Genomic DNA, 18,208 nt, shown 5'->3' on the forward strand with positions numbered 1-18,208 from the left:
TCAATGCCGAACGCCGGACATCGTAGTTCAAAGTCGGGGCCGCAACATTCGCCTCGACCCATTTTCTCGCAGCGCATCAGGCCAGATGGTCGTGGTAGCTGATAAGCGTTCCCGTGTTCTTGTCTGCCTCTGTCTGAAAGCCCGCGGGGTCGTACTGGCCCAAAAGAGCAATGTTGGCTGTATGGGCTCCGTCAGTGACACTCAAGGTCCCGCCGGTGCCATTCGCATTGGCCGTGTAGTTCAACGTCGCATTGGCGAAGTTGAAATCCAGAAGGTCCAGATGATTGCCTGCCGCAATACCTGACACGATGCCCGAGAAATCGAACGCGTGATCGAGCACTAGAGTTCCGGTAGATCCGGAGGCGAAGGCGGTGTTGTCAGCCGACGCGCCGGCAAACTCAAGCGTAGCAGAACCGCTAATCAGCGCCGTTCCGCTGCCGCTGACATTGCCGTCGATTGTGACGTTGCCGCCATTGGCCCACAACACGCCGGTGTTGATGAGGTCGCTGTGGACCTCTAGTCCACCGGTTCCTGTTGCCTCGAGCGTTCCGGAGTTGGTGACAACGTTTGTACCGGTATCGATGACGAGCGAATTGGTTCCAGTTGCATCGATTGTGCCCTGGTTCACCACGGTCAACTGCCCCGCTCCCAACTGACCGGCACCAGAAATGGTATTGTCCACGTTGGTGAGCGTGACGTCGGATGCCGCACCGGTGATCACGTTCTGGCCACTATCCGACAGATCGACGTGGCCGCCGCCCTCAAGGGTGATGCCATGCTCGATCAGCTGGAGGTCGGTCTCGTCGCCCGTCGAGTTCAAGGCGATCGAACCGGCATTGTGGATCACGCCGCTCAGCGGCATGATGGCGCCGTCGCTGATCACCATGTTGCCGGCATTTTCCGTGACCGGCGTTTGTTCGAACACGAAGTCGTTTGCGGTAAGCGAGTTCGCATCGACGCCGTGCAGCGTGATCGACTGACCATCTCCGAGCGTGATCACCGCGTTGCCGGCACCGTCATCGGCCGTATGCGCCTGAATGTCGCCAAAGCCAGTGAATCCGGCATAGCCGATCAGATCAACCTGATCCGAGACTGCGTCAAAGTTATAAATCACGTCATGCCCGATCGGCTGCGAGAACACGAACACATCGTGGCCGCTCGAGCCGGTCAGATAGTCGTCCCCCGACAGCGCGAAGATCGGCGATCCCGGCGCATAGGCTTCGACATTGTCAGTGACGATTGCGCTTCCGATGCTGCCGTCCGCGTTGGTCCAAGTCTCGGTGACGTGAATGACCGCCGCTCCGGCGAAGCTGGCCGATGTTGTGATCGCCAGCGATGCTGGATCGGTAGTGTTGACCGTCCAGGATCCGTCGCTGTTTTGAGCGCCAGCATTTAGCGTCCAATCCGGGGCGACCCCAGTGATCGTCATTGTGATTGCGTCGCTGACATCTAAGGTTGGATCTGTCAGTGCCATATTAATTGCTGATCCCGCAACACCGGCCGGCGCGAGACTGCTGAATTGTGCAGTCGTGATATTCGTAGCGACCGCGAGGTTGCCTGTTTCTCCTGTTTCAGTGTCGTGGACCCCGTTACCGGTATTCACGAAATTTAGCCCTAGACTCAGACCAGCATTCTTATTCTCTGCATAGTCCACCGTCACCGTATAGCTCGTGCCAGAACCACTGATCGACGCGATAGCCGGAGGATTTGAGGAACTCGTAGCTGTGCCGAACAGGGTGAAGTCATTCGTTCCCACGGTCGCGACGGCTTCGGGGAACGTCACGATGAACGTGACATGCCCATTGTTGCCGGTCGCAGTATGTGTGCCCGCCGTAATGGTCGGCTGCAGAGCAATCTCCGTCACCGCCGCGGTCGGGGCACTGGTCGAGGTCGTGCTCGGCCCGCCATCCGCATCCGTCGCGGTCTCCACCACCCGCAGCACGTGGGTCTCGTCGGCTTCCGTCACCGTGTAGGTCGAGGCCGTCGCACCGGAGATGTTGACCCCGTCGCGGGTCCACTGATAGCCGGTCACCGACGCATCGCTGTCGTTCAGCGTGCCGTTCACCGCGGTCAGAACCTGGCCCTCCTGGGCCGTGCCGCTGATCGACGCCGCCGAAGTGAAGGCCAGCGTGATATCGGTCACCGCCGCGGTCGGCGCGCTGGTCGAGGTCGTGCTCGGCCCGCCATCTATATCGGTCGCGGTCTCGACCACGCGGATGAACTTGCCTTCGTCCGCCTCGATCGGCGTGTAGGTCGAACTGGTCGCGCCGGCGATGTTACTATAGGTGCCGTTGACCGTGCTCGCGATCTGCCACTGCCAGCCGGTTACGTGCGCGTCGCTGTCGTTGAGGGCGCCGTCGACCGCGGTCAGCTGCGTGCCTTCCTTGGCTGTGCCGCTGATCGAGGCGGCCGAAGTGAAGGCCAGCGTGATATCGGTCACCGCCGCGGTCGGCGCGCTGGTCGAGGTCGTGCTCGGCCCGCCATCCGCATCCGTCGCGGTCTCCACCACCCGCAGCACGTGGGTCTCGTCGGCTTCCGTCACCGTGTAGGTCGAGGCCGTCGCACCGGAGATGTTGACCCCGTCGCGGGTCCACTGATAGCCGGTCACCGACGCATCGCTGTCGTTCAGCGTGCCGTTCACCGCGGTCAGAACCTGGCCCTCCTGGGCCGTGCCGCTGATCGACGCCGCCGAAGTGAAGGCCAGCGTGATATCGGTCACCGCCGCGGTCGGCGCGCTGGTCGAGGTCGTGCTCGGCCCGCCATCCGCATCCGTCGCGGTCTCCACCACCCGCAGCACGTGGGTCTCGTCGGCTTCCGTCACCGTGTAGGTCGAGGCCGTCGCACCGGAGATGTTGACCCCGTCGCGGGTCCACTGATAGCCGGTCACCGACGCATCGCTGTCGTTCAGCGTGCCGTTCACCGCGGTCAGAACCTGGCCCTCCTGGGCCGTGCCGCTGATCGACGCCGCCGAAGTGAAGGCCAGCGTGATATCGGTCACCGCCGCGGTCGGCGCGCTGGTCGAGGTCGTGCTCGGCCCGCCATCTATATCGGTCGCGGTCTCGACCACGCGGATGAACTTGCCTTCGTCCGCCTCGATCGGCGTGTAGGTCGAACTGGTCGCGCCGGCGATGTTACTATAGGTGCCGTTGACCGTGCTCGCGATCTGCCACTGCCAGCCGGTTACGTGCGCGTCGCTGTCGTTGAGGGCGCCGTCGACCGCGGTCAGCTGCGTGCCTTCCTTGGCTGTGCCGCTGATCGAGGCGGCCGAAGTGAAGGCCAGCGTGATATCGGTCACCGCCGCGGTCGGCGCGCTGGTCGAGGTCGTGCTCGGCCCGCCATCCGCATCCGTCGCGGTCTCCACCACCCGCAGCACGTGGGTCTCGTCGGCTTCCGTCACCGTGTAGGTCGAGGCCGTCGCACCGGAGATGTTGACCCCGTCGCGGGTCCACTGATAGCCGGTCACCGACGCATCGCTGTCGTTCAGCGTGCCGTTCACCGCGGTCAGAACCTGGCCCTCCTGGGCCGTGCCGCTGATCGACGCCGCCGAGGTGAAGGACAGCGTGATGTCCGTTACCGCCGCAGTGGTCGCAGTTGCGCTCGTACCATGGTTATCAGTTACAACGACCCGGAGTTGATGACCCTCGTCGGCCTCGAGCACCGAGTAGGTACTGCCGGTACCACCGCTGATGTCGCTCCAAGTGGTCCCGCTAAGGCTCTGCCACTGGTAGGTAATTGTGTCATCCGCATCATGAGTAGCATTGGCTACGAGGACCTGGCCTTCCTGCGCTGTACCTGAGATGGACGCCGTCACCGGCTCGGCCGGCACGTTGACCGTGATGTTGACGGTCGCGGTCGAGACGTCGCCGTGGGCGTCGGTCGCGGTGTAGGTGAAGCTGTCGGCGACGGTGGAGTTCGCCGGGGCCGACTCGATGTTGGTGATGGTGCTGGGGTCGTAGCTGTAGCTGCCGTCGGCGTTGAGCGTCAGAAGCGCGCCGGAGGCCAGCGTGATCTGGGTGCCGACATCGGCGGCAACGCCGTTGACCGCGGAAACCGTGATCGGGTCGTCCGAGCCGTGCAGATCGTTGGCCAGCACGCTGGTCGCCGACACCAGGACGGTGTCCTCATTGACGGTCGCGCCAACGTCGTCGGTGGCGGTGACCGGCTCGGCCGGCACGTTGACCGTGATGTTGACGGTCGCGGTCGAGACGTCGCCGTGGGCGTCGGTCGCGGTGTAGGTGAAGCTGTCGGCGACGGTGGAGTTCGCCGGGGCCGACTCGATGTTGGTGATGGTGCTGGGGTCGTAGCTGTAGCTGCCGTCGGCGTTGAGCGTCAGAAGCGCGCCGGAGGCCAGCGTGATCTGGGTGCCGACATCGGCGGCAACGCCGTTGACCGCGGAAACCGTGATCGGGTCGTCCGAGCCGTGCAGATCGTTGGCCAGCACGCTGGTCGCCGACACCAGGACGGTGTCCTCATTGACGGTCGCGCCAACGTCGTCGGTGGCGGTGACCGGCTCGGCCGGCACGTTGACCGTGATGTTGACGGTCGCGGTCGAGACGTCGCCGTGGGCGTCGGTCGCGGTGTAGGTGAAGCTGTCGGCGACGGTGGAGTTCGCCGGGGCCGACTCGATGTTGGTGATGGTGCTGGGGTCGTAGCTGTAGCTGCCGTCGGCGTTGAGCGTCAGAAGCGCGCCGGAGGCCAGCGTGATCTGGGTGCCGACATCGGCGGCAACGCCGTTGACCGCGGAAACCGTGATCGGGTCGTCCGAGCCGTGCAGATCGTTGGCCAGCACGCTGGTCGCCGACACCAGGACGGTGTCCTCATTGACGGTCGCGCCAACGTCGTCGGTGGCGGTGACCGGCTCGGCCGGCACGTTGACCGTGATGTTGACGGTCGCGGTCGAGACGTCGCCGTGGGCGTCGGTCGCGGTGTAGGTGAAGCTGTCGGCGACGGTGGAGTTCGCCGGGGCCGACTCGATGTTGGTGATGGTGCTGGGGTCGTAGCTGTAGCTGCCGTCGGCGTTGAGCGTCAGAAGCGCGCCGGAGGCCAGCGTGATCTGGGTGCCGACATCGGCGGCAACGCCGTTGACCGCGGAAACCGTGATCGGGTCGTCCGAGCCGTGCAGATCGTTGGCCAGCACGCTGGTCGCCGACACCAGGACGGTGTCCTCATTGACGGTCGCGCCAACGTCGTCGGTGGCGGTGACCGGCTCGGCCGGCACGTTGACCGTGATGTTGACGGTCGCGGTCGAGACGTCGCCGTGGGCGTCGGTCGCGGTGTAGGTGAAGCTGTCGGCGACGGTGGAGTTCGCCGGGGCCGACTCGATGTTGGTGATGGTGCTGGGGTCGTAGCTGTAGCTGCCGTCGGCGTTGAGCGTCAGAAGCGCGCCGGAGGCCAGCGTGATCTGGGTGCCGACATCGGCGGCAACGCCGTTGACCGCGGAAACCGTGATCGGGTCGTCCGAGCCGTGCAGATCGTTGGCCAGCACGCTGGTCGCCGACACCAGGACGGTGTCCTCATTGACGGTCGCGCCAACGTCGTCGGTGGCGGTGACCGGCTCGGCCGGCACGTTGACCGTGATGTTGACGGTCGCGGTCGAGACGTCGCCGTGGGCGTCGGTCGCGGTGTAGGTGAAGCTGTCGGCGACGGTGGAGTTCGCCGGGGCCGACTCGATGTTGGTGATGGTGCTGGGGTCGTAGCTGTAGCTGCCGTCGGCGTTGAGCGTCAGAAGCGCGCCGGAGGCCAGCGTGATCTGGGTGCCGACATCGGCGGCAACGCCGTTGACCGCGGAAACCGTGATCGGGTCGTCCGAGCCGTGCAGATCGTTGGCCAGCACGCTGGTCGCCGACACCAGGACGGTGTCCTCATTGACGGTCGCGCCAACGTCGTCGGTGGCGGTGACCGGCTCGGCCGGCACGTTGACCGTGATGTTGACGGTCGCGGTCGAGACGTCGCCGTGGGCGTCGGTCGCGGTGTAGGTGAAGCTGTCGGCGACGGTGGAGTTCGCCGGGGCCGACTCGATGTTGGTGATGGTGCTGGGGTCGTAGCTGTAGCTGCCGTCGGCGTTGAGCGTCAGAAGCGCGCCGGAGGCCAGCGTGATCTGGGTGCCGACATCGGCGGCAACGCCGTTGACCGCGGAAACCGTGATCGGGTCGTCCGAGCCGTGCAGATCGTTGGCCAGCACGCTGGTCGCCGACACCAGGACGGTGTCCTCATTGACGGTCGCGCCAACGTCGTCGGTGGCGGTGACCGGCTCGGCCGGCACGTTGACCGTGATGTTGACGGTCGCGGTCGAGACGTCGCCGTGGGCGTCGGTCGCGGTGTAGGTGAAGCTGTCGGCGACGGTGGAGTTCGCCGGGGCCGACTCGATGTTGGTGATGGTGCTGGGGTCGTAGCTGTAGCTGCCGTCGGCGTTGAGCGTCAGAAGCGCGCCGGAGGCCAGCGTGATCTGGGTGCCGACATCGGCGGCAACGCCGTTGACCGCGGAAACCGTGATCGGGTCGTCCGAGCCGTGCAGATCGTTGGCCAGCACGCTGGTCGCCGACACCAGGACGGTGTCCTCATTGACGGTCGCGCCAACGTCGTCGGTGGCGGTGACCGGCTCGGCCGGCACGTTGACCGTGATGTTGACGGTCGCGGTCGAGACGTCGCCGTGGGCGTCGGTCGCGGTGTAGGTGAAGCTGTCGGCGACGGTGGAGTTCGCCGGGGCCGACTCGATGTTGGTGATGGTGCTGGGGTCGTAGCTGTAGCTGCCGTCGGCGTTGAGCGTCAGAAGCGCGCCGGAGGCCAGCGTGATCTGGGTGCCGACATCGGCGGCAACGCCGTTGACCGCGGAAACCGTGATCGGGTCGTCCGAGCCGTGCAGATCGTTGGCCAGCACGCTGGTCGCCGACACCAGGACGGTGTCCTCATTGACGGTCGCGCCAACGTCGTCGGTGGCGGTGACCGGCTCGGCCGGCACGTTGACCGTGATGTTGACGGTCGCGGTCGAGACGTCGCCGTGGGCGTCGGTCGCGGTGTAGGTGAAGCTGTCGGCGACGGTGGAGTTCGCCGGGGCCGACTCGATGTTGGTGATGGTGCTGGGGTCGTAGCTGTAGCTGCCGTCGGCGTTGAGCGTCAGAAGCGCGCCGGAGGCCAGCGTGATCTGGGTGCCGACATCGGCGGCAACGCCGTTGACCGCGGAAACCGTGATCGGGTCGTCCGAGCCGTGCAGATCGTTGGCCAGCACGCTGGTCGCCGACACCAGGACGGTGTCCTCATTGACGGTCGCGCCAACGTCGTCGGTGGCGGTGACCGGCTCGGCCGGCACGTTGACCGTGATGTTGACGGTCGCGGTCGAGACGTCGCCGTGGGCGTCGGTCGCGGTGTAGGTGAAGCTGTCGGCGACGGTGGAGTTCGCCGGGGCCGACTCGATGTTGGTGATGGTGCTGGGGTCGTAGCTGTAGCTGCCGTCGGCGTTGAGCGTCAGAAGCGCGCCGGAGGCCAGCGTGATCTGGGTGCCGACATCGGCGGCAACGCCGTTGACCGCGGAAACCGTGATCGGGTCGTCCGAGCCGTGCAGATCGTTGGCCAGCACGCTGGTCGCCGACACCAGGACGGTGTCCTCATTGACGGTCGCGCCAACGTCGTCGGTGGCGGTGACCGGCTCGGCCGGCACGTTGACCGTGATGTTGACGGTCGCGGTCGAGACGTCGCCGTGGGCGTCGGTCGCGGTGTAGGTGAAGCTGTCGGCGACGGTGGAGTTCGCCGGGGCCGACTCGATGTTGGTGATGGTGCTGGGGTCGTAGCTGTAGCTGCCGTCGGCGTTGAGCGTCAGAAGCGCGCCGGAGGCCAGCGTGATCTGGGTGCCGACATCGGCGGCAACGCCGTTGACCGCGGAAACCGTGATCGGGTCGTCCGAGCCGTGCAGATCGTTGGCCAGCACGCTGGTCGCCGACACCAGGACGGTGTCCTCATTGACGGTCGCGCCAACGTCGTCGGTGGCGGTGACCGGCTCGGCCGGCACGTTGACCGTGATGTTGACGGTCGCGGTCGAGACGTCGCCGTGGGCGTCGGTCGCGGTGTAGGTGAAGCTGTCGGCGACGGTGGAGTTCGCCGGGGCCGACTCGATGTTGGTGATGGTGCTGGGGTCGTAGCTGTAGCTGCCGTCGGCGTTGAGCGTCAGAAGCGCGCCGGAGGCCAGCGTGATCTGGGTGCCGACATCGGCGGCAACGCCGTTGACCGCGGAAACCGTGATCGGGTCGTCCGAGCCGTGCAGATCGTTGGCCAGCACGCTGGTCGCCGACACCAGGACGGTGTCCTCATTGACGGTCGCGCCAACGTCGTCGGTGGCGGTGACCGGCTCGGCCGGCACGTTGACCGTGATGTTGACGGTCGCGGTCGAGACGTCGCCGTGGGCGTCGGTCGCGGTGTAGGTGAAGCTGTCGGCGACGGTGGAGTTCGCCGGGGCCGACTCGATGTTGGTGATGGTGCTGGGGTCGTAGCTGTAGCTGCCGTCGGCGTTGAGCGTCAGAAGCGCGCCGGAGGCCAGCGTGATCTGGGTGCCGACATCGGCGGCAACGCCGTTGACCGCGGAAACCGTTAACGTATCGCTGGTATCTACGTCGGTGTCGTTATGCAGCACGCCGTTGGTCGCCGAGACCGTTAGAACCGTATCCTCGTGGGTCGTGCCACTGTCGTTGTTCGCCACCGGGGCGTCGTTGGTGCCGGTCACCGTGATGGTCAGGTTGGCCGAGCTCGAGCCGCCGTGGTTGTCGGAATTGGTGTAGCTGAACACGTCGGTAACCTGCTGGCCTTCCGCCAGCGCCTGCACCGAGGTCTCGGTGTTGTCGAGAGTGTAGGTATAGGTGCCATTGGCGTTGAGATGCAGCGTGCCATAGGTCCCGGCAACATCAACACCGACCTTGGCGGCCGCCCCGTTCACCGCGGTCACGCTATGGGTATCCAGCGTGTCAACATCGGAATCGTTGGTCAGCACATTGCCGTTGACCGGATTCGGCGCGGTGTCTTCCTTCACGGCATTGACGTCGGCCACCGCCACAGGCGCATCATTGGTGCCGGTCACCGTGACGGTCAGGTTGGCTGTGCTCGAGCCGCCATGGTTGTCGGAATTGGTATAGTTGAAGACGTCGGTGACGGTCTGGCCGTCAGCAAGTGCCTGGACGTTGGCCTGGGCGTTGTTCAGCGTATAGGTGTAGGTACCATCGGAATTGAGGTGCAGCGTGCCGTAAGTGCCGCTTAGGTTTGCGCCAACATTCGCCGCAGAGCCATTGACGGCCGTCACGCTGTGCGTGTCAGACGCATCGACATCGGAATCGTTGGTCAGCACATTGCCGGCGACCGGATTCGGCGCGGTGTCTTCCTTCACGGCATTGACGTCGGCCACCGCCACTGGCGCATCATTGGTGCCGGTCACCGTGACGGTCAGGTTGGCTGTGCTCGAGCCGCCATGGTTGTCGGAATTGGTATAGTTGAAGACGTCGGTGACGGTCTGGCCGTCAGCAAGTGCCTGGACGTTGGCCTGGGCGTTGTTCAGCGTATAGGTGTAGGTACCATCGGAATTGAGGTGCAGCGTGCCGTAAGTGCCGCTTAGGTTTGCGCCAACATTCGCCGCAGAGCCATTGACGGCCGTCACGCTGTGCGTGTCAGACGCATCGACATCGGAATCGTTGGTCAGCACATTGCTGGCGACCGGATTCGGCGCGGTGTCTTCCTTCGCCGCATTGACATCAGCAACGGCTACCGGCGCATGATTGGTGGCCGGGACACCAAACGTCAGCGTCGTCGACGTAACGAAACCATTCTGATCAAGCGTTGAAAGCGTAAAAACATCAGTGCTGGTTGCGTGGGAGGTCACGGAATAGCTGTAGCTCCCGTCGGCGTTGACCGTCAGCGTTCCATCGGTTCCGGCCACCGTGTAGGAGCTCGGCAACGTCGCTGTCCCATGGAGATACTGCGCCACCGTGAGCGAGGGGTCGAGCGACGTCGCCGCCGATCCATTGGCGCCGGCGGCGAGGCCAACAATCTTGAATGTATCGGTGAAATTGACCGCACTTGTGCCAACCGAGTCGTTGAACAGGCCGAGACTGTTGAGTGAACCTGTGGCTGACGTAGCGCCCGACGCAAGGATGATCGAACCGGTATTGACAACCTGAACCTGAAGCGACTCCCACCCCGTGACGGACAGCCCGCCACCGGCGGTCGAGATTCCGGTGCCGGACGTACCGGCTGCAAAATTGAACGAATACGTCGCATTGCTCCCGGCGTTCGCCGCCAACCAGGTGGCGTAGGCCGTAAGCAGGGGTTTGATGGCCGCGTATTCGGCTGCGGTGACGACAACGCGGAGCGTATCCGTGCCGCCGCCACCATTGTATTTATCGACGTCGCCGGCTATCGAATGCAACGTACTTCCAGAGATCGTGTAGTGGTCCGAGAGCGCATAGATGGCGAGATCGCTGCCATTGCCGGCGGCGACCGTGTCGCTTCCGGCGCCGGCCATGATCACGTTGCTGCCGTTGCCGACGTTGATCGTATCGTTCCCGGCTCCGCCATAGATGATATTGGTGCCATTGCCGGCGATGATGGTATCGGTGCCGGCGCCGCCAACGATGACGTCGGTGCCATTGCCGTCGGTGATGCTGTTGGAGCCGTTGGTACCGGCCGCATAGATCAGGTTGCCGCCGTTGCCGTCGCTGATGGTCTCGTTGCTGCCGCTCGCAATGATCGTGTTTGAGCCATTGCCGTCACTGATCGTATTATTGTTGCCGCTGACGGTAACCGTATTGGTGCCGTTGCCGTCCGTGACGGCATTGCTGTTGCCGGTTACACTCACGCTATTCGTGCCGTTGCCGTCACTGACCTTGTCGTTGCTTCCAGTGACAGCCAGCGTGTTGGTGCTGTTGTTTCCGGAAATCGTGGTGTTGTTGGTATCCAGCACTTCCGCGTATGCGGCCTGTCCCTCGCTGGTGAGCGGCGGCAGCGCTTTCGCCGGCACGCCGCGCGCGGAAAGCTCCCAGCTCCCGCCACGCGTGCTGGCGCCCACGAGTCCGGTCGCCGCAGCGATATCCGCGCCGCTCGCGCGGGCTATGGCGTCGAAAAAGGCCGCGCCGCGCTCGCCATGTGTGACCGCACAGCTCCACAACCGCAGGTCGCCGGCCTCCCCGATGGCCGTGCCTATGATTCCCAGCTCCGCCACATATTGATCGATCGTCTCAACCGACAGCGCACCCGCCGAGAACGAAAGCTCACCCGATCGTCCATGAGCGATGACATGGATCGTTTCCAACCCTTCCCTGCCCTGAACCGCTCGCGCCATCTGTCGCAGTGCTGGTTCATGATTCGAGAGCAGTAGGGGTTCGACATCAGGCCGGATGCCGGCAAGCAGCGCGGCGAGGTCATCGACATCGCGGTCAATGAAGGCGATCTCGCGCGTAGGGGTAGCAGTCTTTGATAGAGGCTTCGAACGAAATGAATTGGCGATGGATGCGCAAAGATCGAAAATGCCACTAACAATGAAAGCGCCTTCGTGACGTGCGGCCATGTGGCCTCCTTCGGAAAAATTTGACGCGGAACTTTCGGAATGAAAAACGTCTTGATGAGATGACAGCGAGACCATGCCGGATCCTTCTGATGCGGATACGGGTGGATTCATTCGCAAGAGCGGCGGATAGCCCGATGGAAGATGGGGAAAATGACGAAACGTCTTGGCTGTGCGGCTCGAGCCGGAACCAATCGACCGGCTCGGCATTCGTACTGGACACAACGCGATCCACTGCTCACTCCTCAACTCTGCTAACGCAGAGCAGGTGCGATTGCACTCGAAGAGCAACTCACAAGAGAGCGCCGGCGATCAGCGCGAACGCGCCGCCGCTAGAAACTTCTCTTGCCTATTGTGAGAAGACTCCAACCGCCATGCCCCTGCCAAGGCCGCCATGACCCTGCCAATGCGGTCATTTTTTAGACGACTGCTCGTCAAATTGCGCGGTCCATTCGTAGTTACCGCTTTGTGGGTAGAGGCCCCATGCAACTCCGTACAAATACGGTCATTCTTCCAGTTAACCAAGTTATGGTCCATGACGGGATTTGAACCTGAATAGAACCCGACAAGTAGCGCAGGCGCCACGCAAGGGATCCGCGGAGGATAGCCGTAAATCACGTTCCGATTTTGCAACGGACTTTTGCAACGAGCAAAGCCCAAGCCTGGAGCGGTTCGAGGTAGTGCTGCAAAAGGTGTGACTTAAGCAACACGGGTGCGCCGCTTGTGAGCACCTTTAGCCGCGCTCCCGCAGCTCTGCCGGAAGCCCCTGGACGAATCCCACCGGCACGCGGCCAATCTGGCTGGCGGTAATCGACAGATGCAGCGCGAACTTGTCCTTGATCTCGGCCGCGAGATCCTCGGACTGAGCGAAAGCAATAAAGAACTCCCTTCTCGACGTCTCTGAATTCAGCTCCCATAAACAGTCGGTCGAACCATTCACCCGCGCGGACCCTACAAGCGTGGGGGTCGAGATTTACTGCCAATTGGCCGCCCTTCCTGGGATCGAGAGGGAGGCCCAGGCCCCAAGTCTAGAGGTGTACTGGTTTGCGGGGATAGGATTTGAACCTATGACCTTCAGGTTATGAGCCTGACGAGCGACCGTTGGATCAAAATTGGAGGCTCTCGGCTACAATCACTTGACCACCGTGAGTTTGGCAATTCACGGAAACGCTATTTAGCCTATTATCAATGCAACGTCCGCCCCAACCGCGGCCAGCCCGCGCGATACATCGCCTCGCGAATTGCCCGCTCGACCACGGCCTCGACCTCAGCTTGGGTCATAATTTCTACTTCACCGTTCGGGCCAATGCGAAAGCCGGGGACCTCGTCACTCAACCGCGTCTGGAGCTCAATCTTCTTCTTCACCGTCATTGTCTCTCTCCTATTCTTCACGGCTCTTGCTCTCGACGCCCGCAGCAGCCGCACCCGCGGCAGCGAAGGCCGGATCAGCAATTTCTTCGAGCGCGGCGCGAACGGCATCGTCGAGGACTTGGAAGCATTCCGTTTGCGGTCGCATCGCGAGCATGTAAGCGGTCGCGCCAGGCAGGCCGAGCAGTCTATCACGGATGCCCAAGAGCATTTGTTCAACATACCGCCGGACAAGCGCGAGCCGGGCAAGTTGGCCGGCTTCCAGTAGATCTTGGCGCTCCTCGCGCCGCCGTTTCGCAGCCGTCAAGGCCACGCGTTCGGCGGTGAGTTTGTCACCAGCAGCACCACCACGACCTGCCGCAACAGAGCGGAGATGCGTGAGCGCCTCGCGCCGCACCTCATCGAGATCGTATTGGCCGCTGGGTCGCCGCGTAACCGCGCCTTCTGCCAAGTATTGGTCAAATTGGGCGCGCGAGCAGCAGATGTGCGCGGCCGCCTGAGCTATCGTTGCCATTTCACTTCCTACTCCTCGTTTGAAATACAACTTTGGGTAGCCATTGCGCGCTCGCGCAACCCGCAGATGCCCCGTTCCTAGAAGGACCCGCACTGAAGCATCACCTCGCGCTGCTCGTGCCGTACCATTTGCACTTATCACTCGACGACGAACAAAGGCCGCTCAAGAATCCGAAACCCTGCGTGGCTCAGCGCCAGGCGGGTACATCGCCAGGCTTCAGCTTCAGCTAGAGGCAGCGTATTCAGTAAGCGCTCCGGTTGAACGCCCTCATCATCCTTCTCAGTTGATACAACTTTCAGAGCGGCCAGCCGCACCTTCTCAAGCGTAACGGATTCTGGAACGGTCATCTGATAGCTCACACCGGCAGGCACAAAAAAGCCAAGGTGGACCATCATCGCAAACTCGGTACTGAAAATGGGGCTCTGATTTTCGATTCCGTTGAGGTCAACGGCTATCACGTGATCCTGCTGCTTCAATGCACCAAGAATTTCGAGCGCAGCACATTCCAGATGAGGCATAGCCCAGACGCACATTACGAACACCCGGCTTTTAAAATAAGGGTCGCGCAGCGCCTCCGACCAGAAAGTCTGCGTTTCTGCCACCTTCATCAACCAAGACCCAATAAACCGGTAATCGGGCTCGCTGGTCATTTCGATCAGAACATGGTCGTCTTGTAGCATTTTCGTATCCATTCAGGTTGTGCCGCCCCAAGAGGGGGTATTGCCGCCGGTGATCATGCGAAATCCTCCAGGGAGTCCCCGAGCGGCCCGAGCGCAGGTTTATGGCACTTGCGGTAGATGATCGCCGAATTGCCGGTCGTGCGGATCGCCGCTGTGGTCTCGGTAAGAGCCACAACGAGCCGACCTCGCAGAAGCCACAACAGGCCGGTCTTGTCGTCCCGGGAAAGCCGCTGATACGACGGATGCGGCTCGCCGGGCGGTTGGTGCAGTCCAAATAGATCTTTGGCTGTCCATCCAAGTGCTTCGGCCTGATCGCCCCAGCTCACCAGGAAATGTCGGCCATCGTCGATGCACTGCCGCCATCGCTCTTCATCCACGTGGTCGGGACACCGGCTTTCCAAACGTGCAAATACGTCGGCGTAGCTGGCAGTGACAGACTTAAGCAGATTCACGATCTCGGGCTTATGCCGCGAGAGAAGCGCGATAACCTCGCTGGGAGGCCGTACTGCGGCCTCAAGCATTAAGTTTTCTTCTTCGTCAATCGCAATCCTGACGCCGATTGCAATGGCCTGCTTAAGAGCGTCGGCTGCATTCATATCCGAGCCCTCCAGCCTGAGGCGTGGCCGACCTTCTCCTCCGAAATTACACTTTTCTCCTGGCCCGCAGCCGTCAAAACATTCCCGTCTTTCCCCGCTTTCCCGTCCCAAGCAAGCGAGCTACCGACCGTCTCGTCCGGAATTACACTTTCCTCCTGACGCTCGGCCGTCAAAACATTCCCGTCTTTCCCCGCTTTCCCGCCGCAAGGAAATGAACCGCCGACCGCCTCCTCCGGAATTACACTTTCCTCCCGGCGCTCAGCCGCGAAAACATTCCCGTCTTTCCCCGCTTTCCCGACTTTCCCCGGCGAGCTTTCAGCTTCATAGGAAAATTCAGCATTGTTTTGGCCCGATGAGCCATTACGCGAGCTCGACGGCTGACCTGCGACCGAGACCTCGACCCGGTACTTGTTTGCGTCATGCCCGGGAATCTTTCGCAGGATCGCCACGCCGTCGCCGTCCTCGATCCAGGCGGGCCGGTTCGTCAGATACTTCTGGAACAGCTTGCCGACGCTGCGAGCCGTCGGCTTTTCCAGGATCTTCCCGATCAGTTCGCCGAGTGCATCGGATAGCGCTTCGGCGGGACCTGCCCGCTCTTCAAATGGCGAGTGCAGATCCGCAAGTGCCAGCACCACGTCCCGCGTCGTAAACTCGCAGTCGCCCCAATGCTCCCGGAGAACGGTAAGTGCCCGGGAGGAGGCGCTTGCTTCCTCCTCGCCAGATTCGCCGGCGCGCAGCAACTCCGTGCAATCCACCTTGATGCCAAGCAGACCTGCTGCATACTCCACTGGCCAACCGATCAGCCCCCACCAGACCTTGAATCGCGTCTTCGCAACCTGATCCGACGGGCGCTGCAACGCACCGCCGATCAGGATCGTATACAGCGCGCCCAGGATTTTCGCCCGGTTTGCCTGCGTCCAGGCCAGTGGGTCGGCATGCGTAAAAGCTCGGTTCTCCGGGTCCGGGCGATTCACATTTAACGGCAAGATGAAAGACCGGCTTGCCATGTCCCCGCGCGGCGCGATCGAGTTGCCGGTAAAGATCTGGATCGTGGATGACGGCACCGTCTCCACGCGGGTAACGCCGAGTACTCGATCAGAGATCTCCGACGCCGTGAGCGCCGCCTCGATGTGCGGGCAGCTGATGGTCGAACCCCGCGCGATGTTATCCCACACCAGTGCCGCGACACTCTGGCGAAGGTATGAGAACAGCGCCTTTTTGCGCTCTTCCACGTTATCGGACCAGCTTGCCGCAGCAGCGCGTCGTCCCAGGACGGCGACCATGATCATGTGGACCAGCGTGGTCTTGCCACCACCCCGCTGGCCAGCCGTCACAAAAAAGGCCGGACGCTCCGGCAACAGTGCTCGTTGAAGCAGAGTGAGCGCCAGCATGACCGCCGTGCACTTGCCCTCGAGATCCAGCGCCACGTCGACAAGCCATTCATCAAGAAGAAATTTCAGCGCATCCGCGACCTCTTGGGCGGTGGGTGGGTTGGCGGGCACGCAGGAGCGGAGAACCGGATCGATCCGATGGACCAACCCGGTTTTCCGATCGAGTCCGACGCCGTCGATGACCCGACCTGACATAGTCACCAATGGCCCGGTGTTAATTGCCCGGGCCACCGGGACCGCACTTCGGGGATACTCCATCAAGGCGTTAATGTACGGCGCAGGGAGTGCTCCAAAGTAGCTTCCGTCCCTCGTGTACACGACCCAGCGGATATAGTGCTCGAGAAGCAACTCAACGCCGATCGGAGTAAGTTCTACCAAGACCGGCTCAGCCGGCGCCTTCATAGCATCGACGTCTTCGTCGACTGCATTTGCACCATCGGAAGTAAGCAAATGCAGCGCCCAGGGTTGTTTGACCTTCACCTGAACGAAAGCGCCGGATGCATTACGCATCGGCGGCTCTTCGTTTTTGTCGGCAGCGAGAATCTCATCAACGAACGTGACGGTGGGCAACAACTCGCCGTCGGGCTCCGGCCGAGGTCGAATGATGCGGCCATCGGTGGTCGACTCAACCGAAGCCTTCTGGGCAAGCCGTTCCGCGCGGTCCTTTTTGGTTCTCCTCTGCGAGTTCGTCATCCTCGAGCTCCGCCTGGGCCAAGATCGCCAGGGCGTGATCGACCATGGCGTCGGCAGGAGCTTGTGCGAACGCTGCCTTGGCCGATTTCAGATCGTGCCGAAGGAAGTAGATGCCGCGGCCATGCGCGAAGCTGTGAATCAGCAAGGTGCCATCGTCACACTTCATGACCATGGCCTTGCAGCGGCCATAACCGACGCCTTCCACGGGATCGGCGAGCGACTCACCGATGAAACGATCGGGATCGGCCAGCACAGCTCCGACCGTCACGACACCCTGATGATCAAACTCCAGCTCTGCATCCGGAAACAACACGCCGCGATGTCGCGCCGTCACCAGGCGAAGCGCCACCAACAGGGGCACTCCTGACTTTGCTGAGATCGCAGCAGCGAGCTTATTGTCGTGCTCGCTGCGGACCACCGCAGCAGATTTGCCGAGCACCTCGGCACTGGCGCGCTTGGCTTCACCGACGCGGTGACGTTCATATTCCGTCAGTCGGGGCACTACCCGGTCGGAATAAATCGCGTCGCCCTCGAATGCTTCGGGGACGCGTTTCGCCGGATCCTGCGCCAGCGGTTCCACAATATGAGGCGCGCCCTCAAAGCAAAGACGCTCGCCATAGCCGACCATGCGGTCGATTAACGAACGTTCGAGCAACTGACCGGCCTTGCCGATCATATGCCAGCCGAAGCCATGCAACCAACAGCGATCATGCAGATCCTTCAGGAGCCGCTCAATGTCGCCACCGTCTCGCACCAGGACGTAGTGGTGCACACCGTTCGAACCGGGAATCGGCTCGTTGTTGTCGCTACGGAAAAGACCCGCCGAGGTGCTCGCGCGAGCAACGCGCGCAGCAACCGCGAGTTCTGGCGCCACCGACAAGAGGGCGTTCCACATGCCACCCGCGGCATCGATTCGAGCAGAAACCTCATCAGGCATGCCCTTCGTGTCGTAATCGATGAGCGCCCAGGCAGGGCTTCCCGACGGGTAGTCGATGAAGCTCCGCGAGCGGGTGATGGCGCCGGGGTGACGGTCGAGCATGCTCGGCACAGTCACCTCGACGCGGTCAGGGAGTTCATTTTTCAGAGCCCCGAGAGCGATGGCCTGATCAGAACCGCAGCTTGCAATGATCCGAGCGAGATCAGCGGCTGTTGCCGCGGATGCGCGACTCGCCGTGCCCTGAACCATCCGACAGCCTGATGCGTCACTCTGCAACTTCTTCTGCTCGTCGAGGGAGATACGCTTCGACATCAGCGCGGGTGCGTCACGCTTCGTGATCAGCGTGACTTGCGGGACTAAACCGGTATTGTTTTTGTCGGCAGTCTCATCCATCAGCATGCTCCCCACCGCGCGGCGAGATGCTCATCGCGATTCATACGACGATTTGTGAAAATGGGTTCGTCCAGCTGCCACGAGGCGCGCGAGATCGACGCGG

At 62.5% G+C, this 18,208-nt stretch carries 8 protein-coding genes; all 8 read right to left on the reverse strand.

Translation table 11 applies throughout. The features are described 5' to 3' along the window. Positions 1-76 precede the first annotated feature (76 nt). The gene (locus V1289_RS14945) at positions 77-11,536 is read right to left on the reverse strand and encodes an Ig-like domain-containing protein (protein ID WP_334397646.1); all 11,460 of its coding nucleotides are present in this window, start codon (positions 11,534-11,536) and stop codon (positions 77-79) included. Between the two features lie 730 nt (positions 11,537-12,266). Continuing rightward, complete coding sequence (locus V1289_RS14950; RefSeq protein ID WP_334397647.1) at positions 12,267-12,473, reverse strand: hypothetical protein; 207 nt, start codon at positions 12,471-12,473, stop codon at positions 12,267-12,269. Positions 12,474-12,718: 245 nt separating this feature from the next. Next, entirely contained in the window at positions 12,719-12,904 is a 186-nt protein-coding gene (locus tag V1289_RS14955; protein ID WP_334397648.1) for a hypothetical protein, read from the reverse strand. 10 nt (positions 12,905-12,914) lie between these two features. After that, positions 12,915-13,415: a hypothetical protein gene (locus tag V1289_RS14960; protein WP_334397649.1), complete on the reverse strand. Its 501-nt coding sequence runs from the start codon at positions 13,413-13,415 to the stop codon at positions 12,915-12,917. A gap of 137 nt (positions 13,416-13,552) precedes the next feature. Next, positions 13,553-14,095, reverse strand: coding sequence for a hypothetical protein (locus V1289_RS14965; RefSeq protein ID WP_334397650.1), 543 nt, complete (start codon positions 14,093-14,095; stop codon positions 13,553-13,555). 53 nt (positions 14,096-14,148) lie between these two features. Further along, positions 14,149-14,691, reverse strand: a complete 543-nt coding sequence (locus V1289_RS14970; RefSeq protein WP_334397651.1) for a hypothetical protein — start codon at positions 14,689-14,691, stop codon at positions 14,149-14,151. Then, positions 14,688-16,775, reverse strand: a complete 2,088-nt coding sequence (locus V1289_RS14975; protein ID WP_334397652.1) for a hypothetical protein — start codon at positions 16,773-16,775, stop codon at positions 14,688-14,690. The genes V1289_RS14970 and V1289_RS14975 overlap by 4 nt, the downstream gene beginning before the upstream one ends. After that, positions 16,708-18,105, reverse strand: coding sequence for a hypothetical protein (locus tag V1289_RS14980; RefSeq protein WP_334397653.1), 1,398 nt, complete (start codon positions 18,103-18,105; stop codon positions 16,708-16,710). The genes V1289_RS14975 and V1289_RS14980 overlap by 68 nt, the downstream gene beginning before the upstream one ends. Positions 18,106-18,208 lie beyond the last annotated feature (103 nt).

The organism is Bradyrhizobium sp. AZCC 2289, assembly GCF_036924615.1.
Taxonomy (GTDB): Bacteria; Pseudomonadota; Alphaproteobacteria; order Rhizobiales; family Xanthobacteraceae; genus Bradyrhizobium.